The sequence below is a fragment of the Acinetobacter sp. YH12239 genome (genome assembly GCF_013417635.1).
GTDB lineage: Bacteria > Pseudomonadota > Gammaproteobacteria > Pseudomonadales > Moraxellaceae > Acinetobacter.
In genome coordinates this window covers 395,923-421,224 of sequence record NZ_VPDP01000002.1, presented here as the reverse complement: position 1 = coordinate 421,224, position 25,302 = coordinate 395,923, and the positions used below count along the sequence as shown (strand labels likewise).

Annotated in this window: 24 protein-coding genes and 2 pseudogenes; 8 read left to right on the top strand and 18 right to left on the bottom strand. The window is 39.3% G+C overall.

All coding sequences use genetic code 11. The features are described from left to right. Nucleotides 1-157: 157 nt before the first annotated feature. The 5 genes and pseudogenes from FTV17_RS04100 to FTV17_RS04080 form a co-directional block, all read left to right on the top strand. Nucleotides 158-1,627: pseudogene (locus tag FTV17_RS04100) on the top strand (circularly permuted type 2 ATP-grasp protein); the annotation flags it as partial. Nucleotides 1,628-1,648: 21 nt separating this feature from the next. After that, a complete protein-coding gene (locus FTV17_RS04095; protein WP_179998269.1) occupies nt 1,649-2,251 on the top strand; it encodes an alpha-E domain-containing protein in 603 nt (200 codons plus the stop codon). Further along, a complete protein-coding gene (locus FTV17_RS04090) occupies nt 2,248-3,027 on the top strand; it encodes a transglutaminase family protein (protein ID WP_179998268.1) in 780 nt (259 codons plus the stop codon). The genes FTV17_RS04095 and FTV17_RS04090 overlap by 4 nt, the downstream gene beginning before the upstream one ends. 25 nt (nt 3,028-3,052) lie before the next feature. Then, on the top strand, nt 3,053-3,787 hold the full coding sequence (locus FTV17_RS04085; RefSeq protein ID WP_179998267.1) for a peptidase: 735 nt from the start codon (nt 3,053-3,055) through the stop codon (nt 3,785-3,787). Between the two features lie 78 nt (nt 3,788-3,865). Beyond that, a complete protein-coding gene (locus tag FTV17_RS04080) occupies nt 3,866-4,309 on the top strand; it encodes a BLUF domain-containing protein (RefSeq protein WP_179998266.1) in 444 nt (147 codons plus the stop codon). A gap of 24 nt (nt 4,310-4,333) precedes the next feature. Here the strand turns inward: FTV17_RS04080 and alr are convergent, their stop codons facing one another. From alr to ppsA, 12 genes are all read right to left on the bottom strand, one after another. Then, nucleotides 4,334-5,404: an alanine racemase gene (gene alr, locus FTV17_RS04075; protein WP_179998265.1), complete on the bottom strand. Its 1,071-nt coding sequence runs from the start codon at nt 5,402-5,404 to the stop codon at nt 4,334-4,336. A gap of 111 nt (nt 5,405-5,515) precedes the next feature. Next, entirely contained in the window at nt 5,516-6,961 is a 1,446-nt protein-coding gene (dnaB, locus tag FTV17_RS04070; protein ID WP_035267619.1) for a replicative DNA helicase, read from the bottom strand. 204 nt (nt 6,962-7,165) lie between these two features. After that, the gene (gene rplI, locus FTV17_RS04065; RefSeq protein WP_035267617.1) at nt 7,166-7,612 is read right to left on the bottom strand and encodes a 50S ribosomal protein L9; all 447 of its coding nucleotides are present in this window, start codon (nt 7,610-7,612) and stop codon (nt 7,166-7,168) included. 9 nt (nt 7,613-7,621) lie between these two features. Continuing rightward, a complete protein-coding gene (rpsR, locus tag FTV17_RS04060) occupies nt 7,622-7,849 on the bottom strand; it encodes a 30S ribosomal protein S18 (protein ID WP_004719336.1) in 228 nt (75 codons plus the stop codon). An 11-nt stretch (nt 7,850-7,860) separates the two neighbouring features. Next, complete coding sequence (rpsF, locus tag FTV17_RS04055) at nt 7,861-8,247, bottom strand: 30S ribosomal protein S6 (RefSeq protein WP_035267614.1); 387 nt, start codon at nt 8,245-8,247, stop codon at nt 7,861-7,863. A 304-nt stretch (nt 8,248-8,551) separates the two neighbouring features. Further along, nucleotides 8,552-9,430, bottom strand: a complete 879-nt coding sequence (gene cyoE / locus FTV17_RS04050; RefSeq protein ID WP_035267056.1) for a heme o synthase — start codon at nt 9,428-9,430, stop codon at nt 8,552-8,554. Between the two features lie 10 nt (nt 9,431-9,440). Then, nucleotides 9,441-9,773, bottom strand: coding sequence for a cytochrome o ubiquinol oxidase subunit IV (gene cyoD, locus FTV17_RS04045; protein ID WP_171076771.1), 333 nt, complete (start codon nt 9,771-9,773; stop codon nt 9,441-9,443). Further along, nucleotides 9,770-10,387, bottom strand: coding sequence for a cytochrome o ubiquinol oxidase subunit III (gene cyoC / locus FTV17_RS04040; RefSeq protein WP_035267060.1), 618 nt, complete (start codon nt 10,385-10,387; stop codon nt 9,770-9,772). The genes cyoD and cyoC overlap by 4 nt, the downstream gene beginning before the upstream one ends. Before the next feature lie 4 nt (nt 10,388-10,391). Continuing rightward, nucleotides 10,392-12,380: a cytochrome o ubiquinol oxidase subunit I gene (cyoB, locus tag FTV17_RS04035; protein ID WP_179998264.1), complete on the bottom strand. Its 1,989-nt coding sequence runs from the start codon at nt 12,378-12,380 to the stop codon at nt 10,392-10,394. Between the two features lie 3 nt (nt 12,381-12,383). After that, the gene (gene cyoA / locus FTV17_RS04030) at nt 12,384-13,448 is read right to left on the bottom strand and encodes a ubiquinol oxidase subunit II (protein ID WP_179998263.1); all 1,065 of its coding nucleotides are present in this window, start codon (nt 13,446-13,448) and stop codon (nt 12,384-12,386) included. A 289-nt stretch (nt 13,449-13,737) separates the two neighbouring features. Beyond that, nucleotides 13,738-14,499, bottom strand: a complete 762-nt coding sequence (locus tag FTV17_RS04025) for an RDD family protein (protein WP_179998262.1) — start codon at nt 14,497-14,499, stop codon at nt 13,738-13,740. 80 nt (nt 14,500-14,579) lie between these two features. Beyond that, complete coding sequence (gene ppsA / locus FTV17_RS04020; RefSeq protein WP_179998261.1) at nt 14,580-16,958, bottom strand: phosphoenolpyruvate synthase; 2,379 nt, start codon at nt 16,956-16,958, stop codon at nt 14,580-14,582. A gap of 155 nt (nt 16,959-17,113) precedes the next feature. On the opposite strand from ppsA, the gene FTV17_RS04015 reads away from it, so the two are divergent. Beyond that, nucleotides 17,114-17,950, top strand: coding sequence for a pyruvate, water dikinase regulatory protein (locus FTV17_RS04015; protein ID WP_035267069.1), 837 nt, complete (start codon nt 17,114-17,116; stop codon nt 17,948-17,950). A 167-nt stretch (nt 17,951-18,117) separates the two neighbouring features. Here the strand turns inward: FTV17_RS04015 and FTV17_RS04010 are convergent, their stop codons facing one another. The 5 genes from FTV17_RS04010 to FTV17_RS03990 all read right to left on the bottom strand — a co-directional run bounded on the left by FTV17_RS04010 (nt 18,118) and on the right by FTV17_RS03990 (nt 22,185). Then, the gene (locus FTV17_RS04010; protein ID WP_179998260.1) at nt 18,118-18,675 is read right to left on the bottom strand and encodes a flavoprotein; all 558 of its coding nucleotides are present in this window, start codon (nt 18,673-18,675) and stop codon (nt 18,118-18,120) included. Between the two features lie 20 nt (nt 18,676-18,695). Next, entirely contained in the window at nt 18,696-19,625 is a 930-nt protein-coding gene (locus FTV17_RS04005) for a ferritin-like domain-containing protein (RefSeq protein ID WP_179998259.1), read from the bottom strand. Nucleotides 19,626-19,912: 287 nt separating this feature from the next. Further along, a complete protein-coding gene (locus tag FTV17_RS04000; protein ID WP_179998258.1) occupies nt 19,913-20,917 on the bottom strand; it encodes an LLM class flavin-dependent oxidoreductase in 1,005 nt (334 codons plus the stop codon). Nucleotides 20,918-21,048: 131 nt separating this feature from the next. Further along, a complete protein-coding gene (locus tag FTV17_RS03995; protein ID WP_179998257.1) occupies nt 21,049-21,555 on the bottom strand; it encodes a hypothetical protein in 507 nt (168 codons plus the stop codon). A 201-nt stretch (nt 21,556-21,756) separates the two neighbouring features. After that, nucleotides 21,757-22,185, bottom strand: coding sequence for a hypothetical protein (locus FTV17_RS03990; RefSeq protein WP_035267078.1), 429 nt, complete (start codon nt 22,183-22,185; stop codon nt 21,757-21,759). Between the two features lie 402 nt (nt 22,186-22,587). Between FTV17_RS03990 and prfA the strand changes: the two genes are divergently transcribed. Both prfA and prmC read left to right on the top strand, forming a co-directional pair. Continuing rightward, a complete protein-coding gene (gene prfA, locus FTV17_RS03985; RefSeq protein WP_035267080.1) occupies nt 22,588-23,676 on the top strand; it encodes a peptide chain release factor 1 in 1,089 nt (362 codons plus the stop codon). Continuing rightward, on the top strand, nt 23,676-24,494 hold the full coding sequence (prmC, locus tag FTV17_RS03980) for a peptide chain release factor N(5)-glutamine methyltransferase (protein WP_179998256.1): 819 nt from the start codon (nt 23,676-23,678) through the stop codon (nt 24,492-24,494). Before prfA ends, prmC begins: the two co-directional genes overlap by 1 nt. Nucleotides 24,495-24,531: 37 nt before the next feature. Here the strand turns inward: prmC and FTV17_RS03975 are convergent. Then, nucleotides 24,532-25,233, bottom strand: a pseudogene (locus FTV17_RS03975) (ABC transporter permease); the annotation flags it as partial. Nucleotides 25,234-25,302: the final 69 nt, after the last annotated feature.

Below are 25,302 nucleotides of genomic sequence, written 5' to 3'. Positions count from 1 at the left end.
AATAGATGAATAGGTAAATTTTTGGCATTGAAATTGCTTAATTTTGTTTACAATTGATAACAATTAAGAGGTATGTATGCTAAAAGAGGAAAAAGATACCACTTCAATTCTGGCAAATTTTGAGGCTGATCATACCGTTGAAGCTTTTGAAAAATCTAAGCACATCGAAGTTAAACAAAACAGTACTGCGTATTTGTTCGATCAACTTAAATCTGAATTTTATAATGAACTTTTAGATGACAAAACCATTGGATTAGAGGCATCTAGCAAAATCGAAAATTGGTTATGTGAAAGAAGCTTGGATGAGCTGAAATCTTTAAATCATCAAGCGAAGGAACATTTCCTCAATCAGGGCATTACATTTACAGTCTATGGTGATGCTGAGGGTACAGATCGCATTATTCCATATGACTTAATTCCACGTGTAATTGCCAAACAACAATGGCACAAAATAGAGCAAGGCTGTGCGCAAAGAGTGCAAGCATTAAACTTTTTTTTAGATGATATTTACCATAATCAGGCGATTTTAAAAGATGGTTTAGTGCCTGAGCTACAAGTGCTCACTCATGAAGCATACCAACCATTGATGTATAAACATTCATTGAAAGGTAAAGTTTATAGTCAAATTAGCGGAATCGATATTATTCGTGATCAGCAAGGTGACTTCTTCGTACTAGAAGACAATTTAAGAACACCATCAGGCGTGTCTTATATGTTGGAAAGTCGAAAAATTAGTGAAAAAATGATGCCCGAACTTTGTAAGTCATCAAATTTACAAGGTGTAGAGCAATATCCACAACTTTTAAGACAAATACTCGAGGAAAATGCTGAAGTAGATAACCCATTTATCGTGGTGCTTACACCCGGTCGATATAACAGTGCATATTATGAGCATTGTTTCCTCGCACGTGAGATGGATGTTCCTCTAGTTACAGGTCAGGATTTATTCGTTGAAAATGCTAAGGTCTATGCCAAAAACGTTTGGGGTAAAAAACAAGTCGATGTCATTTACCGACGCCTAGATGATGGATTTCTTGATCCATTGTGTTTTATGCCAGACAGTACATTAGGTGTACCTGGCCTAATGTCTGCATATTTACAACACAATGTCGTGATTGCGAATGCGCCTGGCACAGGGGTGGCAGATGACAAATCAATCTATCCTTATGTCGATAAAATGATTGATTACTATCTAAACCAGAAGCCAATTTTAAATAACGTACCGACTTATCAATGTCGTGAGCGTGATGAACTCGATTATGTACTTTGTAATTTAGAAAAATTAGTGGTTAAAGAGGCACAAGGTTCAGGTGGTTATGGCATGTTAATTGGTCCTAAAGCGACCGAACAAGAAATTGAACAATTTAGATTAAAGTTAATTGCACAGCCGCATACTTACATTGCACAACCAACTTTAGCGCTTTCAGTCGCTCCCACTTTAACTGAATTTGGCATCGCTGAACGTCACATTGATTTAAGACCGTTTATTTTAAGTTCACCATATCGAACAGAAATCGTGCCGGGAGGTTTAACCCGAGTTGCGATGCAAGAAGGGTCATTAGTTGTAAATTCATCACAGGGTGGTGGCATTAAAGATACGTGGGTTATAGATCTGCTACATTCATAAATATACAACCAGGAGCTTGTCATGATTATATTAAACAGCAATGCACAAAATATTTACTGGGTTGGCCGTTATTTATCTCGTATTCAACATTTATGTGGTCAGTTTCCATTTCAAGATGATGCTCAAGCATTACAGTACGCACATGCTTTTTGCTTACCTGCTTTTAATGCGTGTTCGCTCAATGAGCTGATTCTGAGTAATGATCAGCCAGCTTCTTTTTTGCAACAATTTGAATGTGTGAAAAATAATATTCAAGATTTACGTGGTGTATTGTCAGTTCAGGCTTATTCAGAATTAAAACAGATGGTGGATACAGCGACACAAAATGCAGGATTAATTTGTACTGTTGTTGATGAGTGTAGCGATATTCTAGAAGCTGAAAATGAAGACATTTTTCTGTTTTTTAGTCTAGGACAATATTTCGAAAATCTTGATCGTGAAATAAGATTGAATCAGGATGTTAATTCTACAATCAATTCTTTAAGTGTTGTGATTGAACTGTTGAAGTCTAAAGGATGGGACAGTTTAGATGAGGCTTGGCAACATCTTTTAGCGCATCCAAATGCTAATAGCTTTTACCAATTGAATGATCAGGTGCAATGTTTATTTGAGGTGGATGCATGAAATTGATGATTAATCATCAAACCCATTATCAATATACGGAAACAGCAAAAAATAGTATCCAATATATACGAATGTGTCCTCAAAGTAATGCTCACCAAAAAGTAGATGCTTGGTCAGTGAGTATTCCTGGTTATAAGGTCGAAGCAAAAGATGCCTTTAATAATATTTGGATCACTTCGACTCAACGCTATGCATATCAGAATTTAAGTATTATGGCGCAGGGCATTATGGAAATCGATACAGTTTCAGAACAAGCTATTGAGTCAGAAGTGCCAGTCGGTATTTTTCTACAAATTACCCCAGCGACTCAATGTGATGCTGAAATGAAAGCTTTTGCAGCTCAACATGTAAGTAAAAAGACTCGTGATGAATTAAAACATTTAAGTTCTGCATTGCTTGAGCATATGCCATATATTTCAGATTCTACTCAAGTGAATACTACGGCAATAGATGCATTCCATCATCAACAAGGGGTATGTCAGGATCATACTCATGTATTTGTAGGTATGTGTAGAGAGTTAAATATTCCTGCGCGTTATGTTTCTGGATATCTTTACGTTCCAGAAATGAGTCATTTGGCGAGCCATGCTTGGGCTGAAGCTTATATAGATGGAGTTTGGTATACATTTGATGTTAGCAATCAGCTCTATACGCCAAGTTCACACATTTATATTGCATTAGGGCGTGATTATTGGGACGTTGCACCTATCAGAGGTGTGCGAGAAGCTGGTGGCGTGGAGAGTATGACGACTATCGTTCAGGTATTACCGTGTTAGAACAAAATTTAGAAGAGAGATTTCAATGACCTATTGTTGTGCTATGCGTTTACGTGATGGCTTAATTTGTATCAGTGACACGCGAACAAATGCAGGTGTAGATCATATCTCTGTATTTCGTAAACTCTATCTTTTCGGTGTTGAGGGTGAGCGTTTTATCAGTATACAAACTGCGGGTAATTTGGCGACGACACAAGCCGTTATAGGACATTTGCAGAATCAGCTAGATTTAAAACACGAACCTAATTTGTATAGTGTGAATAGCATGTTCGAGATGGCTGAATTGGTTGGTCATACTTTAAAGCTTGTCATTATGGATGTGACTACTGATCAACTAGAGCAAAGTAATTATCACTGTACGATTTTACTTTCTGGTCAAATTCAAGGGGAGGATATTCAGTTATATAATATTTATCCTCAGGGTAATTTTATCAATGCGACGTCAGATACGCCCTTTTTTCAGATTGGGGAAAGTAAATACGGTAAACCAATTTTAGATCGTGCATTAAATTACAATACTGAGTTAGATGAAGCATTAAGATGCGGTTTAATTTCATTTGATTCAACCCTTAGATCTAATGTTTCTGTGGGCTTACCACTAGATGTATGTATTTATAAAAAAGATAGTTTTGCGATTCCATTGTCTAAACGTATTCATGATGATGATCCATATTTCTCATCTATTAGTAAACTTTGGTCAGATACTTTGCGTCAAGGATTAAACGGTTTGCCACGTCCAACAGAAGACTATTGGCAATAATTTTGCTTTATGATTAAGTTTAGATTAAATTGAGTTGCATTGAATATTAAATCATTACTATAAAAATTAGGGGAAGCAATGCAACAGTTCAGTTATGCGAGTGTGTCAACTGCAGATGCAAGTCGGTTATTGATTGATGTTCGTGAAATCTTGACTGAAGCCCGTCATTTCAATTTTGAGCATCAAATTTCTGGAGCACTTTATTATGCAGATGGGCACTATTTTCAATGTCTAGAGGGTGATGAAGCCACACTAGATATATTGTTGCAAAAGCTTCATAAGGATAAACGCCATCATCAAATTCGCCTATTTCAGCGAAAAAATATTGAAAAAAAACAATTTCAAGAATGGTCTATGAAGTTTGTCGGACGACAAAGTCCAGTGAAGCAGGCTTTAATAGATATGGGATTTAGTCAATTTACGCCTACACAGTTTACACAAGATCAAGCTGATTATTTAATTCGATTTTTGACACGCGCTCAGGATACGGATTTTAATGAACTACAACGTAATGCTGTTTAGCATTACGTTGATTTAATTCGCTCATTACATTTTGAGACGCTTCGGACGTTGGCTTAATCGACATAACAACTCATAACCAATCGTACCATTCGCTTCAGCAACATCATCCACTAAACGATGTTTACCCCATAATTCTACTAGATCACCAATTTTTGCGTTGAGATTAGTAACATCTATGGCAATCATATCCATGGCAACTCGACCGATCACTGGGGTCAATTGACCATCTAGTGAAACCGTATTATCACGAATAAAAGCTCTTGGATACCCATCACCATATCCGATCGAGACAATTGCTAATTGCATAGGTCGCTGTGCAACAAAGGTTGAGCCATAACCTACAGCTTCACCTGATTGAATGGTGTTAAGTGCAATAATCTCAGCACTGAATGTCATGACAGGTTTTAAATCTAGAGCGTGGACGTCACGATCTGCAAATGGCGTTGCGCCGTACAGCATAATACCAGGACGAACATAGTCAAAATGCAATTCAGGGTATTTATAAATTGCTGCTGAATTACAACACGAAGCTATAATTGGTGCACAATCTTGTTTTACTTCAAGAAATTGAGATATTTGTTGTTCATTTAAAGGGTGATCAACATCTGCATTAGCAAAATGCATTGCAAGTACACAGGTAAAACCTTCATTTTTTAATTGATGAATAATCGATTTGATTACATCAATTTTGAAGCCTAAGCGGTTCATTCCGCTATTTAGTTTAACCCATACTTTTAGATTTCGGGCGATATAAGCATCTTTAACTTGCAACAACCACTGCAGTTGTTGATGATGATGAACGATTACTTCAATATGTTGGTCAATCGCAATTTGCATTTCATCTTCAGAAAAAACACCTTCAATTAATGTGATAGATTGTTTAAAACCTAATTCACGTATTTCAAGTGCTTCTTCTAAACATGCAACGCCAAAAGCATCAGACTGGCTCAATGCGGCTAAACAGTCTGAAATGCCATGACCATAAGCATTTGCCTTCACCATACTTACAACTTTAGAGTTTGGTGCAAGTTGTTTCACGCGATTTAAATTGTATTGCAATGCGTGTGTGTCAATACAAACCGTTGCTTGGCGCACTCTAATTTACTCCTAGAGGCATGTGGAAAGGTTAAATCTTTTAAACTGAAAAAAGATAATTGTGGTCAGATCAATTCGTGCGTTCTCAACTACGAATTGATCAAAGCAAAATTACTCTTCTTCTTGGTTTTGCGCATAATATTCAGGTGATAGGTTACTGAAACGCGTATATTGGCCTTCAAAAGCGAGTCGAACAGTACCAATTGGACCATTACGTTGTTTACCGATAATGATTTCGGCAGTTCCTGCTTCTTTCGACTCTTTGTTATATACCTCATCACGATAAATGAACATGATCAAATCGGCATCCTGCTCAATTGCTCCAGATTCACGTAAGTCTGACATCACAGGACGTTTATTTGGACGGTTTTCGAGTGAACGGTTAAGCTGCGAAAGTGCAATCACAGGGCAATGCATCTCTTTCGCCAAGGCTTTCAAGCTTCGAGAAATTTCACCAATTTCACCCACACGGTTATCACCCATACCTGGTACTTTCATTAACTGCAGGTAATCGACCATGATGCAACCCAGCTTACCACCGTGTTGTTTGGCGATACGTCTTGCACGTGCGCGCATTTCAGTCGGTGGGAGGGCAGAAGAATCATCAATATAGAGATGCTTCTCTTGCAGTTGAAGAATAGTTCCCGTGACCTTGTTCCATTCTTCGCCATCTAATTTGCCAGATCGTAAATGTCCTTGATGCACTTTACCAAACGAGGAAATTAAACGCATGGCAATAGAGTCAGCAGGCATCTCCATGGAGAATACGAGAGCAGGAAGGTTGCAATTAAATAGCACACTTTCGACTAAATTCATTGCGAAAGTTGTTTTACCCATTGATGGACGGGCAGCAACGACGATCATATCTCCAGCTTGCATACCTGATGTTTTATTATCAAGCTCCACAAATCCTGTGGTAAGACCTGTAATATTCCCATCAAGTTGTGATAATTCGTTGAGTTTATCGAATACATCTGCGACAACGGTATTAATTGCTTTTGGTCCTTGAGCTTTAGCATTGTTATTGTGTTGTTCAGCCAAAGAAAAGATACTGGTCTCAGCTAAATCTAAAATTTCACTGACTTCTCGACCTTTCGTGTCATACGCATTTTGTAGAATTTCATTACCAACTTTGATCATATTTCTCAAAGTTGCAAATTCACGTATTTTATTGGCATAAGTTTCAAGGTTATAAAAGCTTGATGGAGAATCCGCCATCAATTGCATTAAATATTCTTCACCACCAATCGCATCAAGCAGGTTCTGTTTGATTAACCAATCATTGACCAATACGGCATCATAAGGTGAACTTTCTTTAGAAAGTTTTTCAATCGCTCTAAAAATATATTTATGTCGTGTCGCGTAAAAATCATTCTCGGTTAATATATCGCTGACTTGTTCGAATGACTCAGCTACTGTCATGAGTGCGGCAAGAACAGCCTGTTCAATAGCAAGATTGTGCGGAGGCGTACGAAACTCTTTGAGTGCTGAAGATTCACTCTTTAGCAAATCTAACTCAGTGTTATTCGTATTTTTTTTGGCAGTCGCCTGAGACATATAAAACCTTGATTTACAATAATTACGAAAATGAAAAGGGGGAGACTTATCTTAATGCAAAATGCATAAGCAAGACAGTGCAACAAATAATATCGATAACAAATGAAAAACTAAGTCCAAATTTCAGCTTGCTAAATCAAATTTTATAATTATTAGGGATAAAAAAAGAGCATGCAGATGCATGCTCTTTTTCTTTGCATAAAATTACTCAGATACGATTGTAACGAGAACTTCAGCAACAACATCATGGTGCAATTGGATTGCGATGTTGAATTCGCCAGTGTGACGAAGTGCACCGTTCGGTAAACGAACTTCAGCACGGTCAACTTCAAGACCAGCATTTGTCAACGCGTCAGCGATGTCACGAGTACCGATAGAACCAAATAGTTTACCTTCGTCACCAGCTTTCGCAGTGATTACGATATTTACTTCGTTCAATTGGTCAGCACGTGCTTGAGCAGCAGCTAATACTTCAGCTTCTTGCTTCTCAAGTTCAGCACGACGAGCTTCGAATGCAGCAGTGTTAGCTTCAGTAGCAGCAACTGCTTTACCTTGAGGGATTAAGTAGTTGCGGCCGTAACCAGCTTTAACTGAAACTTTATCACCTAATTTACCAAGGTTCTTAATGCGTTGTAATAAGATAATATCCACAGCTCAACCTCACTTATGATTGTCAGTGTAAGGAATCAACGCTAAGTAGCGAGCTTGTTTGATAGCAAGAGCTAATTGACGTTGGTAACGAGCTTTAGTACCTGTAATACGGCTAGGAACAATCTTGCCGTTTTCAGTGATGTACTGTTTTAAAGTATCGATATCTTTATAGTCGATATATGTAACGTTCTCAGCTGTAAAGCGGCAGAACTTACGACGACGGTAGAAACGTGCCATTGATGTTCTCCTTATGCTTCAGCAGAGTCTTGAGCTTGTTGTGCTTCTTCACGTTGAGCTTTACGCGCACGTTTTTCTTCAGCACTCTTAGCCAATAAAGACTCTTCAGTGATTGCGTTTTCACGACGAATAATAACGTTACGAAGAATAGCATCGTTGTAACGGAATAATTCTTCCAATTCATTAAGCGTAGTTTGGTTACATTCAACGTTCATTAAAATGTAGTGCGCTTTGTGAATTTTGTTAATTGGGTAAGCCAATTGGCGACGGCCCCAATCTTCAAGACGGTGAATTTGACCTTCAGCATCTTTAATGTGAGAGATATAGCGTTCTACCATACCTACCACTTGATCGCTTTGGTCTGGATGTACCAGAATTACGATTTCGTAGTGACGCATTGTCAGCTCCTTACGGTTTTATGCAGCCCCTAACGCATTTGTTAGAAGCAAGGAGTCACAAATAAATTTTATTGGTTTCAAAAAAACTTAATGTGTCGCAAAAAAATGCGAAGCTGTATTGTAAGGATGTCGGCAGGAGATTACAAGAAAAATAAAGGAAAATATAACGACGAAGAAAATAAATTGGACTATTAAATTTTGAAAATTAACTTGCTTTTAGAAAGTATTTGAACGTAGTGTTGAGTATAGATATTTATAGACTGCTGAAACCGAAGATAAAAAAAGATAGAGGCTTCTCTATCTTTTAAAAAATGACAAGATTGTTTATTGGTGCAGTAGCAGTAAAACTAAAGCAAATACTAATAATCGTAATTAGGAGAACAGAGAATAAAAAATATTTCTTTGCCCATAATTGATCATTTTCAGCTTTAAATCCAATGATATTTAAATATAGCCAATAAACAGTCAATACATTGAGAATTATACAATAAAGCCAATTTGCATAGCCAAATACAAATAAAGCGTTCATTGAGATTGCAAATAGCACAATGTAAATCAGCGATTCGATCTTGGTGCGAACAATCGAGCGCGCAACAGGAAGAATCGGAATACCCGCATTTTTGTAATCATCAAAACGATAAATTGCAATTCCCCATGAGTGAGGCATTTGCCAAAATGCATAACCCAAGAAAATGAGTAGCGCACCTAAATCGAATTGATTCGCGACCGCTGTATATCCAATGACAGGGGGGGCTGCACCAGAAATACTACCGACCACAGTTTGGTGGATCGTTGTTCGTTTTGTCCATAAGCTGTAAAAACCAACATATACGACAAAACCAATAACTGCGAATAAAAAAGCGTACGCATTTACCCAAAACCATAAAATACCAAAACCGAGTATGCCTAACAGCAAAGCAAAAGCTAATGCAATTTGAACAGAAATGGTTTTCTTAACTAACGCACGATTTTGAGTGCGCTGCATTTTTTGGTCGATGTCTTGATCAATAACGTTATTAACCACACATCCAGATGCAACTACGAGGGTAGTGCCAATGAGGGTAAGAAGCAGGAGAAGGAAATCTACTGAACCTTGGGTAGCTACAAAGTAGCCACCCAAAGTGGTAACAAAGTTACCAAAGAGAATTCCTGGCTTAGTCAGGAATAAGTACTTTTTAAACATGACAATCAGTTTAGATCATCATGTTTGAATGTAAGTAGTTCATGATCCATACAGAACCAACTAAAAGAACAGCAATAGTTAGAATTGTATAGATAAATGCAATCACGTTCCAACGTTGCTCAGAAGATGAGTTCATGTGCAAGAAGTAAACTAATTGTACAAGTACCTGAGCAACAGCTGTAATACCGATAACAGCAATAATTGCACCACGGCTGAAGCTATCAGTATTCATTGCCATGTAGAATGGAACTACAGTCAATAAAACAGAAAGTACAAACCCGATTGTATATTGCTTTACGTTACCGTGTGATGCACCAGCAGCATTATGATCATGACTCATTATAATACTCCCATTAAGTACACTACGCTGAATACGCAGATCCATACGATGTCAAGGAAGTGCCAGAACAAGCTTAGGCAAGCAAGACGACGAGTATTGATTGTAGTCAAACCATATTTTTTGATTTGAATCATCAACACGATCATCCATACCAAACCAGAAGTTACGTGAATACCGTGGGTACCAACTAAAGTAAAGAACGCAGATAAGAACGCACTCACGCTTGGTCCATGACCAGCATGAACTAAATGATTAAATTCATAAAGTTCCATGCCGATGAAGATTGCACCGAATACAAATGTAACTGCTAACCAAGCTAGAACTTGACCAACATTTTTCTTGTAAGAAGCAAGTACCGCAAAACCAAATGTCACTGATGAAATCAAAAGTGCGAAAGTTTCAGTTAAAACGAAACCTAAAGAATCTGCAAAAAGATCCTTTGCACTTGGAGTGCCAGGTGGAATATGACTGCTTAATACAGCGAACGCGATGAAGAGTGTACCGAATAAAATCAAGTCACTCATCAAGTAAGTCCAAAAACCAAAGACCGTGATGTCTGTATCATCGTGATGATGTTCATCATGCTCGTGGTTTTCGTGATGAAGTACTTCAGCCATATCCTTAGTCCTTCTTCAAGTGTTTTTCGAGTAACGCATAACGTTCGTTTTCAATACGTTCTACTTCAGCCGCTGGAACATAGTAATCCACTTTCTTCGTGAATGAGCTCCAGATAAAGCCGATGATTGCAGAAACGAAAGAAACAATCGCTAACCACCAAATGTGCCAGATAAGTGCAAAGCCCATAACAGTGATGATCAGTGCAATAAGTACACCCGCAGCACGGTTAGTTGGCATATGAACATCTTCATATTTAGCAGGACGTGCGTAAGCTACACCATTTTCTTTGTCAGTCCAGAAGCGGTCGATACCGTTCGCTTGAGGCAGTACTGCAAAGTTATAGAATGGAGCTGGAGATGAAGTCGCCCATTCAAGCGTACGTGCATCCCATGGATCGCCTGTAACGTCACGAGTTTGTTCGCGTTGTAAGAATCCAACAATGATTTGCATGATGAAACAAGCAATACCAATTGCGATTAATACAGCACCGAATAATGCGATACCAACATATGGATCCCAGTCTGGGTTGTCATACGAGTTTAAACGACGAGTCATACCCATGAAACCTAGGATATACAATGGCATGAACGCGAAGTAGAAACCGAAGAACCAGAACCAGAAGCATGCTTTGCCCCAGAATTCACTTAACTGCCAACCGAACATTTTCGGCCAGTAGAAAGTAATACCAGCAAACATACCAAATACAACACCACCAATAATTACGTTATGGAAGTGAGCGATTAAGAATAGTGAGTTGTGTACAAGGAAGTCCGCAGGTGGAACCGCCATAAGTACACCAGTCATACCACCGATACCGAAAGTCACTAAGAAGCCAACTGTCCAGTACATTGGTGATGTGAAGGTAATACGACCCTTATACATTGTGAACAACCAAGAGAAGATTTTCACACCTGTAGGAATCGCAATAATCATGGTCATGATACCGAAGAACGCGTTAACGTTGGCACCTGAACCCATTGTAAAGAAGTGGTGTAACCATACAACGAATGCAAGAACTGTAATCGCGATCGTTGCATATACCATTGATTTGTAACCAAACAATGTCTTACGAGAGAATACAGAAGTAATCTCAGAGAATAGACCGAATGCAGGTAAGATCAAGATATAAACTTCTGGGTGACCCCATGTCCAAATCAAGTTTACATACAACATTGGGCTACCACCCATGTCATTTGTAAAGAAGTGGAAACCGAAGTAACGGTCAAGCGTTAACATTGCAATTGTTGCAGTCAACACTGGGAATGATGCGATGATCAATACTGCAGTACATAAAGATGTCCACGTAAAGATCGGCATATCCATAAGACCCATGCCAGGAGCACGCATTTTAATGATGGTAACGAAGAAGTTAACACCAGTAAGAAGTGTACCAAGACCAGAGATCTGAAGTGCCCAGATATAGTAGTCAACACCAACACCAGGAGAATATTCGATACCAGAAAGAGGAGGGTAAGCCATCCAACCAGTTGCAGCGAATTCACCAAGCGCAAGAGAAACCATCATCAAACCAGCAGCACCAGCGAATAACCAGAAGCTTAGAGAGTTTAATAATGGGAATGCTACGTCACGTGCACCAATTTGTAGTGGAACAGAAATGTTCATCATACCCACTACAAGACCCATCGCAACGAAGAAGATCATGATCACACCGTGTGCTGTGAAGATCTGGTCGTAATGTTCTGGGTGTAAGTAACCTTCACCGCCACCTTTTGCAAGGAACAGTTGAAGACGCATCATAATCGCATCTGCGAAGCCACGAAGTAGCATTACCACAGAAACGATAAGGTACATAATACCAATCTTTTTATGGTCTACTGATGTGAACCATTCATTCCACAAGTAGCTCCATTTTTTGAAATAAGTGATACCAGCAACTGCTGCGATACCACCTAAAATCATCATTAATACTGTTACCTGTACGATTGGATCGTACGGGATAGCATCTACACTTAACTTACCTAAGAAGCTCATGTCTTATTCCCCTACAACTGAAGAAGCAGGTTCAGCATTTACATCAACAGCTACAGCATGATCTTCAGCTTCTGCTGAGTGATCTGCACCGTGGTAGTTTGCCATGTATTTGTTGATAATTGATTCAAACAAGCCTTTTTCAACAGAAGAGTAGTAAGTCACAGGATGAGGATGTGCCTTATACGGACCTTCTTTTTGAGCAATTTCAGCTTGTTGCTTCTCTAGATCGGTTTTAGCGTTACTAACCATCGCAGCGATTTGTTTCTCTGAACGGTTACCATCACGCAAGGTTGCAAATTCAGCTTGGTCTAAAACTGTTTTTTGAACAGCTTCAGGGTTAATTGAAGTACCGTTACCAGCTTTTACTGCAGACACCCATTCAGCGAACTTAGCTTCTGAAACAGAATGAGCTTGGAAGCGCATTTGTGTGAAACCATAGCCTGAATAGTTCGAAGAGAAACCACGGTATACACCTTCATTATCCGCAAGGACGTGAAGTTGAGTTTGCATACCCGCCATTGCATAAATCTGACCAGCTAACTGAGGAATGAAGAAAGAGTTCATTGTAAAGTTAGAGGTGATATTGAAATTAATCGGAGTTTTTTCTGGGAAACGAACTTCGTTAACTGTTGCAATTTCTTGTTCAGGGTAAACAAAAACCCATTTAAACTGTTCAGCAATAACTTGAATAGTTAAATGTGATTTCTCTGATTCTAGCGGACGATAAGGGTCGTACTTGTGCGAGCCCCACCATGTTAAATACGCTAAAATACCAATAATAATACACGGGATACCCCACACTACGATTTCGATAATAGTAGAGTGTGCCCATGTAGGTTTATAGTCTGCATCTTTATTTGACGCACGATATTTCCAACTAAACCATATAGCCATCAATGCTGATGGAATTACTACCAATAGCATGAGGTAGATCGCAGTCATCATAAGATCAGATTGACCTTGTGCTACTGGACCTTTTGAGTTTAGAAGTACCATATCACCGCCACACCCTGTTAAGAGCACGGCAAGCGTTGATAAAGACAATACAGCTAAAATTGTTTGTCTCATTTTACAACCTCGGTGAAGAGTCCCATTCCCTAATAAAATTATGGGATAGCGATTATAGTGTCACATGATTGAAAAACAGAAAATTACATTTCTCGGATTCCAGTCATACGACACCGCTACGTTGTAGGGCATTATGCCCTATAACGACCAACTAAGCTATATGTAAAGTGCCTTTAAATATAAGGATTAAACCCAATTTGTTTGGTCGGAATTGGTTGAAGAGTTGATTACTTTTGATGCGAAAATAGAAGCAAAACAAAGGGGAGCATTTGCTCCCCTAAGATAGAAATTATCGTTTTACGACTTTAGTCTTTGCTAATTTATCGTGCAAAGTTTGTCTTTTTTGACTTAGACCGAAGGCATGATCAATGATGGTAATGAATGGCATAAAGAGTAAATTCAATACAATAAAAATCACACTACGCAATGTGAAAGCACGCATTAAGTTTACTTGCTGACCATTTTCAGCATCTACAATCTGAATTTTTGCTACTTTTTTACCTAAACTCTGACCACTTTTCGCAATTAAAAATGCTTGAGCAGCTAGCATTACTACAATGTAAACCAACATTGCTTGCCAGGCTTCCATTGGAATCAGTGTAAATAACTGTTCCTGTAATTTGATTGCTTGATCTGATGAGCTAGCATTCTGCATTTTTTGCTGAAGTTCAGTCAATTGAGCAACTTGTTCTTCTTGCATGAAAAATGAAGGAATCACCATGGCAGGCAACCACAGCGCCAGATCAACGAGTTTAGCTAAAAATCGAGATCCAATTGAGGCAAGTTCTTGCTGTGTAGTATTTTTTTGAACATTGACACTCGAAATTGAAGGATTTGAATAGCTTTGTTGTACTGGTGGAGTGGGATGATAGCCTTCAGGTTGGTAATATAATTTTCCTTGAGTGAGTTCACCTAAAGCTTTCCATTCAGTCATACCTTGATGCCAGACCAAGTCTGTGAGTAAAACTTGTTGGCTCGAGAGCATTTGATTTAACTGCTCTACCGTATACGGTCCAGCTTGTTGATTATTTCTCGCCAAGTAAATTTGCATAAACCTAATTTCTCAAAAATTACTAAAAATAATGGGGTAAAAAAAAGACCCACGAATGGGTCTTTTTTTAACATAGTTTATTAAGCTTGTTTAGTCTTTTCTTCAGATAAGAAGAACCATGTATCTAAAACTGAGTCTGGGTTGAGTGAAACAGATTCGATACCTTGTTCCATTAACCAACGAGCAAGATCTGGGTGGTCTGATGGTCCTTGACCACAAATACCCACATATTTGCCTGCTTTACGACATGCATGAATCGCCATTGAAAGAAGTGCTTTTACTGCTGGATCGCGTTCATCAAATAAATGAGAAACGATGCCTGAGTCACGGTCAAGACCAAGCGTTAACTGAGTTAAGTCATTTGAACCGATTGAGAAGCCATCAAAATGCTCTAAGAATTGTTCAGCAAGTAGAGCATTGGTTGGTAATTCACACATCATGATCACTTTAAGACCATTTTCGCCACGTTTTAAGCCATTTGCAGCAAGAAGTTCAATAACACGTTTTGCTTCAGCGACTGTGCGTACGAATGGAATCATGATTTGAACGTTGGTCAGACCCATTTCATCACGAACTTTCTTCAATGCACGGCATTCTAATTCAAAGCAGTCACGGAAGTTGTCAGAAACATAACGGCTCGCACCACGGAAGCCCAACATTGGGTTTTCTTCTTCAGGTTCGTATAACTTACCACCGATTAAGTTCGCGTATTCATTCGATTTGAAGTCAGACATACGTACGATGACAGGTTTATCAGCAAATGCTGCAGCAAGTGTAGAAATACCTTCAACGAGTTTTTCAACATAGAATTCGATCGGTGAAGAGTAACCTGCAGTACGGGTCATCACAGCTGCACGTGTTTCGCGAGGTAAGCTGTCAATATTGAGTAATGCTTTAGGGTGAACACCAATCATACGGTTGATGATGAATTCTAAACGTGCAAGACCAATACCTTCGTTTGGAATTTGAGCGAAGTCAAATGCGCGATCAGGGTTACCAACGTTCATCATGATTTTGAACGGTAGTGTTGGCATAGATTCAATCGAGTTACGTTGAATTTCGAAATCTAAAGCGCCTTCGTAAATGAAACCTGTATCGCCTTCAGCACATGAAACAGTCACTTCTTGACCATCGACAAGTACTTCTGTTGCGTTACCACATCCAACAATCGCTGGAACACCGAGTTCACGTGCAATAATCGCGGCATGACAAGTACGACCACCACGGTTTGTAACGATCGCAGCAGCACGCTTCATAACTGGTTCCCAATCAGGATCGGTCATGTCAGAAACAAGAACGTCGCCATCTTGGACTTTGTCCATCTCTTTGATTGAATTAACAATACGTACTTTACCAGAACCGATACGCTGACCGATTGAGCGACCTTCACAAAGAACTGTACCTTTTTGTTTTAATAGGTAGCGTTCCATTGAGCCGACATTCTCACGGCTTTTCACAGTTTCAGGACGTGCTTGAACGATGTAAATTTGACCGTCATCACCGTCTTTCGCCCATTCGATATCCATTGGCGCACCATAGTGTTGCTCAATGATTAACGCTTGCTTAGCAAGTTCTTGTAATTCTTGATCATTTAAAGCAAATTGTTGGCGTTCAGTTTTTTCAACATCCACAACAACAACTGATTTACCAGCAGAGCCTTCTTCACCGTAGATCATTTTTTGGTGCTTAGAGCCAAGGTTACGACGCAATACTGCGTGTTTACCCGCATTTAAAAGTGGCTTAGATAAATAGAATTCATCAGGGTTTACAGCGCCTTGAACGACCATTTCGCCTAAACCGTAAGATGCAGTAATGAATACAACGTCACGGAAACCAGATTCAGTGTCCAGTGTAAACATTACACCAGCAGCACCAGTCTCTGAACGAACCATACGTTGCACACCAGCAGAAAGAGCAACGATGTCATGATCGAAGTTTTGGTGTACACGGTAAGCAATTGCGCGGTCGTTATAAAGTGAAGCAAAAACTTCTTTAATCGCGATTAAGACGTTATCAATACCGCGGATGTTTAGGAAAGTCTCTTGTTGTCCTGCAAAAGATGCGTCTGGTAAATCTTCTGCAGTCGCAGATGAACGAACGGCAACCGCGATCTCAGGGTTGCCGTTAGAAAGAGTTGCGAATGCATCACGAACTTCTTTTTCAAGTGCTGGAGTAAGCGGAGTATCAACGATCCATTGACGGATTTTAGCACCAGTTTCAGCAAGTGCATTTACGTCGTCAACATTGAGTTGTTTGAGCTCGGCTGAAATTTTGGCATTTAGACCACTTTGCTCAAGGAATTCACGGTAAGCTGCAGCAGTTGTTGCAAAACCACCTGGAACTGATACACCAGCATTTGCTAAATGGCTGATCATTTCGCCTAGAGATGAGTTTTTACCGCCCACGATTTCTACGTCGTGTTTACCTAATTTTTCCAGACCGATTACGCGTGCTTCCAAAGTTGTTACTCCACTTTTGCAGTATTAATCACTATCTTGGCATGATATTTTTCTGTGAAAACTTAGCAAACTTTCATTACTAAGCGACAGTCATGTAAGATCGGTTTACTATAAAGATTATATAGTACTTAGACAAATATTTGAGGATTAATTTAATGGCAGAAAGTAAAGATATTAAACGAAGTGTTTTTTTTATTTCCGATGGTACTGCCATTACGGCTGAAACACTCGGGCATTCTTTATTGGCTCAATTTCCTCATGTCGATTTTGATATTCATATTATTCCGTATATCACTACAGAAGAAGCCGCAATGAACGTCGTTGCAGAGATTAACGCTCGCGCAGAGTCTGATGGCCAACAACCTCTTGTCTTTGATACGCTTGTGGATCCCTATGTTCGGGATATCATCAATACGGCAAATGCGGTTAATTTAGATGTGTTTGAAGGGTTAATTAGTAAGCTATCTGAGGTGCTTGGAACAGCCCCTACAACTTTAGTCGGACAAACGCATGCTGTGACTGATTCAGAGTCTTATAAGGCACGTATTGATGCTGTACATTTCGCGCTGGATAATGATGATGGCGCACGTACAAGACACTATGATAAAGCGGACTTAATTTTGATTGGAGTGTCGCGTTCTGGTAAAACACCGACCTCAATTTATTTGTCATTACAATTTGGTATTCGAGTTGCGAACTATCCGTTAACTGAAGAAGATTTGGATGACAACCGTTTGCCAGCAGTTTTACGTCCACATAAGCATAAATTGTTTGGATTAATGATTGATGCTGATCGTTTGGTGGCAATTCGATCTGAACGCAAAGCCAACAGTCGTTATGCAAGTTTTAGCCAATGCCAGATGGAATTGCGTGCAATCGAAGGTATTTATATTTCTGAAGGGATTAAATATCTAAATGTTTCAGAAATGTCGATTGAAGAAATCTCAACACGAGTATTGCAAATGACTGGCTTAAAACGTCGGATTGGTTAAATCTGTAAATCTAATTTAAAAAAAAGAAGCACTAGCTGTGCTTCTTTTTTATTAAGCGATTAATCGTCATAAATACTCATAAAATTCAAAAATTATATAATTCAAGTGTCTATAATTTCATCATAAAATGTCATTTAGAATCGCATTTATCTACAAAATGATGATCACTATTCGTACGTTGTAATAATAATATCTACTAAGTGTTCGATTCCTTCCATACTTTGAACGGCATTTTCAGTAATTTTCACGACTGGCCATGTGATCAATTTACAGTTTTCTCGCTGTAAGGCGTTGTAATAATGATCGGATTTAAAAAATATTTTTTGCGACGAAGCTGGATTTGGCATCAATTGTCTTTTTAACCAAGTATCTGAAATCTGAGAATCTAAATATCGTATTGCCAATGTCGTCTTAATACGCTGATTAAATAATCGCTTATTTTTAGCGATGAGGGGATGAGCAATAATTTTTTGAATCCCTTTTTCAGTGTGTGGCAAAACGAAATGAGGTGTCATTTGAAATACTTTGACGAATAGCGCATTCTGACAAATCACATCTAAATGTGAGACTGACATTTGATTGGCACCAATAATCGCGACCTTTAATCCTGTAAAATCGGTTTGTTTGATGTCCTCAGCTGAGATAATTTTTCCTTTAAAGTCGGAAAAATATTCAGCTTCATTATGAAAGAACGAATCCGTGTGGGCTTTATTCCTTTTTTTCATTTCTGTACCTAATTATTGTTTTAGTGGGTTGCTTTTGGTTCTGCAGTTAATTCATATATCCAAGAAGGAATTTTAGGTAAAGATTTTTCTGGAATCTTATCAGTCATTTTTACCATGGTGTCGACAGGGATATGAAACCATTTATTACGTCGGTTCATGGCACTTCGTGCATGGAAGTTAATAATCTGATACCAAGGATTACGACGACCTTCTGCAGTACGTCCACCGATTCGAGCAAATTTGTGCATCGCTGCATAGAGCTTTTCTTCTGGCAAGCCTAGTTTAATCACGTTATCACGCATTTTATTAATGAGTGGTAAGTAGGCAAGAATACCGAGTAATAAACGTGGATCTACAACACGCGCTGCCATTTTAGAAAGCTCAATAAAGGTTTTATTGTAGCCTTGATCTTCCATGACACTAAATCCAACACCTAAATGTCGAGCTTCGTCACCATTAATCAGTTCAAAAGCTTGATGGCAAACTGGGTCTTCTACAGTATCCAATAGGAATGTACAAAGGGCGCCATCAAGAGCGACTTCTAGCATCGGGATGACAGCACCTAGAATATAGAAGGGCATTTCGTCAGCATAAGTGTCGAGCCATTCGATAATTAGTCTTAAGTTTTTATTGGGTTTAGGAATGTCGCCTTCAAGCATACCCCATCTTTTCATCAGTGCCATTTCGGCATTGGCATGACGCTGTTCCTCAGCGTGGAAAATGGCATACATTTCACGAAGCGTATCTGTCGGTGCTTTTTTTGACATTGCAGAAAATGCACGTGCACCCACATGTTCGATCCACATTAGATCAGCCATAAAATCTTTAAGCTTTGGCCACTGTTCTGCGGTGACTAATTCTTTGCCAGGAGCATCCCACTCAATATCAGAGAGTGTCCATTGAGTATGTTTTACTTTATCCAACATTTTTTCTAAGTCGATAGAGGCCATGTTATACATCCGTATTTATTTTTTAATCATGAAATTCTATCGCTTAAAAATGTGATGTATTTTGCAGAAGTGCTTATTCTAATTTGATATAAAATGCCAACTTTTAAGTGTTTGATTATGAATAATTAATATTATTGGTTAAAAGAATTGTTTAATTGGAATAGTCTTTTGGGGACATTCGATGTCATTTATTGCCAATAGTTGTTTGACAAACTCAAGAAATGAAAGAGTAATTAAGAACAGATTCGAAATCAAAACCATTACTCAATCATTTCAGATTTTTTGATCTAAGCGTTTTGCTTAATTTGCATTAAATACTCAAAGTTTTGAATGCGTTTGGCTGTATCGTAGATATCACAGGTAAAAATAAACTCATCTACATCATAAGGCACCAGTAGTTGTTCAAGACCTTGTTTCACAGTTTCTGGTGATCCGATTTGAGCCATTGCGTAAAAATTGTCAACTGACATCTTTTCTGGAGCAGACCAAATTCCATCCATTGATTTAACTGGAGGTTTGAGTTTTAAGCTTTGCCCGCGCATTAAACCTAATACACGTTGATAAGCGCTAGTTGCCAAGTATTCAGCTTCTTCATCAGTATCAGCTACAACAGTTGGAACGCCCATTGATACATAAGGACGATCCAAATATTCAGAAGGTTCGAAGTTTTCTCTGTAAAGTTGAATCGCTTGACCCAGCATACGAGGGGCAAAGTGAGAGGCAAAAGAATAAGGTAAGCCAAGTTTGGCTGCCAATTGTGCGCTAAATAAGCTAGAACCTAACAGCCATACTGGAACATGTGTTCCTTGACCTGGTGTCGCTTTGATTCTTTGATGTGGTGATGGATCTCCCAAATAGCTCAAAATTTCGAGCACGTCTTGTGGAAATTGATCCTCAGTCTCTTGACGACCTCGGCGTAAGGCACGCATGGTCAATTGATCTGTACCTGGTGCGCGTCCTAATCCTAGTTCAACTCGATCAGGATAAAGCGTTGCTAGTGTTCCAAATTGTTCTGCTACAACAAGTGGTGCATGATTAGGTAGCATGATTCCGCCAGAACCTACTTTTAAAGAGGAGGTGTTTGCAAGGATATAGCCTAATAAAACAGCTGTAGCTGAGCTAGCGATACCGTCCATATTATGGTGTTCTGCAAGCCACAGTCTTTTAAAACCCAATTGTTCGATTTTTTGTGCTAACTCCAAAGCATGCTGTAGTGAAAAAGCAACCGTTTTATCATCGCGTACAGGAGCGAGTTCCAATACTGAAAACTCGATATCTTTTAAGCTTCGCATAACATTCTACTCTTTTGAACACTCATAAAGATGTTAATACGAACTTGAGTATTTGTATATTGAAAAAAAACGATATAAGTGTAAATAAAAAAGCGCTCTAAGTTGAGCGCTTGAATTTTAAGAGTTTGGAATTAGCGTTTACCGTTTTTATACCAACCTAAATGACGACCATTGTCACTTCTGTAATTACGGTCATTATAACGATAGTTTGAATTGCGATAACCGCGGTCACGACGATCATAACGATCTCTATAATCATCTTCGCGACGGTCTTCAGCCACTTTTTTACCTAAAACTGAACCGCCAGCTGAACCTAATGCAGCACCAGCATAACCAGCATTTGTTCCGCCCATATTATTACCAACCGTGTAACCACCAGCACCACCTAATGCAGCACCAATTGCAGCAGCATTACGATCTTTTTTATTCGCTGATGCTGCTGCGCCACCAGCACTACCAATCGCTGATCCGATCATTGCTCCAGTTGAGCCACCCATTTGTTGACCAATCGCAGCACCAACGACTCCACCTAAAGCAGATGTGAGGGCAACTCTAGACGAACTATCAGCATAAGCGGTTGTTGTACTCAAGGCAGCAGTTGCGATCGCAGCAGCAAATAACTTTGAATTAAATTTCATGGTGAACTCCTTGTCGAAGTCTTATATTTGATCGTTTTAATTTAATCCAAATTTCTGCAATCATTTGGGAGAGCAAGTTGCTTGTTTGTATTTTTCTCTCCCTAATTTATCCATAATTAATTTGTTGATAAAAAAATGCGCCCTAAGGCGCATCGAGGTGAATACAGAGTATTCAAAGGGGAAACGATCAATCAGTTTGAATTAACGACGGTTACGTTTTTTCTTTTTCCATTTACGATCTTGGCGAGCATCGTATGCTTTGTCTTTCGCAATTTTGTTACCAAGAGCAGCACCGCCAGCAGCACCTAAAGCTGAGCCGACATAACCACCATTGGTTCCACCCATGCTATTACCTACGGTATAACCCGCACCGCCACCTAATGCACCGCCGATGGCAGATTCAGTACGGTTACGTTTATTACTGGCAACTGCAGCACCACCAGCACCACCAAGTGCTGCACCTAAAGTTGCACCTGTTGTGCCACCCATGTTTTTACCAATTGCTGTACCTGCTACACTACCTAAAGCACTCGCAGCAGCGACACGCGCTGTACTGTCAGCATGTGCAGATACCGTGAACATTGATGCAGTGGCTAAGGTGGCTGACATTAATAGGGTATTCAATTTCATGTGTGACTCCATGTCCTTGTTCGTGGACGAGTAATAATTCGTTGAGCACAATGTAACAAGAATTGAAGCGCTAAATATGTAGAAGTTAACCTAGAGTTTTACGTTTTGGTTGCACAATGTTGTTTTTATATTACAACTGATCATTCAATATGCATTATTGGGCTGATTAAGAAGAAACTATGGAGAGTTGATTCAGTAAACAGTTTTTAAACTTGGCAGTTATGGAGCTAATTTTTTGATTATCCATTAATTGGGTGTGACAAGGATTGAAAAATGGTTTTGCAAAGTCATTCTATATAAATATGTTAATTGAATGTCAGAGTCGTTAAACTACTCGCAATTTTAGAAATATTAATTTAAGGCAGTCCTTAAGTTAATCCAGTATTAGAGATTTTATTTAACATGAAAGAATCGTTACGTTTACGATTAGACCAACTTTGTGATCGTCATGAAGAATTAGAAGCGCTATTGGCTGATGTTGAAGTCATTTCCGACAATAAGCGTTTCCGTAATTTGTCACGTGAACACAATGATTTGACTGAAATCACCACTGTTTGGAAAAAATATACCCAAGCGGAAGAAGATATTGTAACGGCTGAAGCAATGTTGTCAGATCCTGACTTTAAGGAAATGGCACAAGAAGAAATTAAAGAAAATAAAGCATTAATTGAATCTTTAGAGGCAGAATTGAATATTCTGATGATTCCGAAAGATCCAAATGATGCGAACTCTGCATATCTGGAAGTACGTGCAGGGACAGGTGGCGATGAAGCTGCGATTTTCTCTGGTGATTTATTCCGTATGTACAGTAAATATGCTGAATCACAGGGTTGGCGTGTCGAAATCCTTTCTGAAAATGAAGGTGAACATGGCGGTTACAAAGAAATTATTTGTTTAATTAATGGTGAAGGTGTTTACGGACGCTTAAAATTTGAAAGCGGTGCTCATCGAGTTCAGCGCGTTCCTGCAACTGAATCACAAGGTCGAGTTCATACTTCAGCTTGTACCGTTGCAATTCTTCCTGAAATCGATGTTGATACGACTGTAGACATTAACCCTTCAGACTTGCGTATTGATACTTATCGTGCATCTGGAGCGGGTGGTCAGCACGTTAATAAAACGGATTCTGCTGTACGAATCACGCATATTCCGACGGGAACTGTCGTTGAATGTCAGGAAGAGCGTTCGCAACATAAGAACAAAGCAAAGGCAATGGCATTATTGGCATCTCGTCTTGAGAATGCTAAACGTGCAGCAGCTGATGCTGCGACATCTGAAATGCGTCGTGATTTGGTGGGTTCAGGTGATCGTTCAGAACGTATTCGTACCTATAATTATCCTCAGGGTCGTATGACTGATCATCGTATTAACTTAACTTTATATAAGTTGGATGCGGTGATGGAAGGAGATTTGACTGAGCTTTTAGATAGCTTACATCGTGAATATCAAGCGGATCAATTGGCAATGCTTGCACAGCAGAATGGTGGTTAATGAACATTCAACAAGCGCTTGCACTGCGTGGTGAGCCTGAAAGTTATGAGCGTCAAGAAAATGCTTGGTTGCTCGAACATATCACTAAAATCGATTCATTCGATTTAGTGATGAATAAGGATAAAGAGCTCACTGCGGAACAAGAGCAGGCGTATCGAGAGGCGATTGCTCGGATTGAAGCAGGTGAGCCTTTAGCTTATGTCACAGGTTCGCAACCTTTTTGGACATTGGACTTAAAAGTGACGTCTGATACTTTGGTGCCTAGACCAGACACCGAGGTTTTGGTGGAGACAGTTTTAAAGTTAGAATTGCCTGAGGATGCGCGCGTTGTAGATTTGGGAACTGGAACAGGTGCCATTGCATTGTCACTCGCTTCCGAACGTCCTAATTGGTCTGTAACAGCAACCGATATTTATGAGCCTACATTGGAGGTCGCTAAATTTAATGCTGAGCAACATGACTTAGATCAGGTTGAATTTGTATTAGGCAGTTGGTTAAAACCGTTTGGCCGTCAATTTTTTGATGTCATTGTGTCTAATCCGCCTTATATTGATCCAGCAGATGAACATATGCACAATTTGGTGACCGAGCCTCAACGTGCATTAATCTCTGATAAAAAAGGTTTAGCGGATCTTGAGCAAATTATTTTACAAGCCAAGAAGCATCTGACTGTTGAAGGTTGGGTGGTACTTGAACATGGATATGATCAAGCAGACGCTGTTCAGCACCTATTCCGTCAAGTAGGTTATAAGAAAGTGAGAACCGTTAAAGATTATGGTGGTAACGATCGCGTGACTCTAGCGCAATGGCCTCACTAGAAATATAAAAAGCGACTTTAGGTCGCTTTTTATTGATTTATCTTTTGATGACATCACGCCATAACAATAATTTTGATTCAAATACTTTCATTATGGTATCCGTGATTTTTCCTAATATTGCCAATAAAATAATGGCAATGATCACAATATCTGGGCGCGATGTTTCACGTCCATCACTTAATAAATATCCAATACCTTGCGTTGCTGCAATGAGCTCAGCAGCAATCATAAACATCCAAGCTAAACTCAAACTATTGCGCAAGCCTGTAAGGATAGATGGAGAAGCTGCAGGTAAAACGATTTGGTAGATCTGTTGCCAACGATTCAGTCTATACACTTGAGCCAACTCAATCAGTTTTCGGTCGACACCATGAATACCAGCCACAGTATTGGTATAGGTTGGAAAAAAAGAACCAATCGCAATGAGGGTGATTTTTGAGGACTCATCAATACCTAGCCATAACAAAAGGAGGGGAATCCACGCAAGACTAGGAATTGACTTAATTGCAGAAAAGGTCGGTTCAATAAACTCTTCTGCATGGCGATTGAGTCCTACCAAAACTGCAAAAAATAGTGCTAAGCCACTACCAATAGCAAATCCCAAAAACACTCGCCATGTACTCGCCCAAATATGTTGCCCTAAATCATTCTGAGCAAGTTCTTGCAGGGAAACCAACAAGCTACTTGGTGCAGGTAGTAGATAAGGTTCAACTACACCACCTCGAACCAAAATTTCACACAGTAATACCAGTAATACAGGGAGAAAAATGCTTTTCAACCATTTATTCCCTTTTGTCGACAGTTGTGA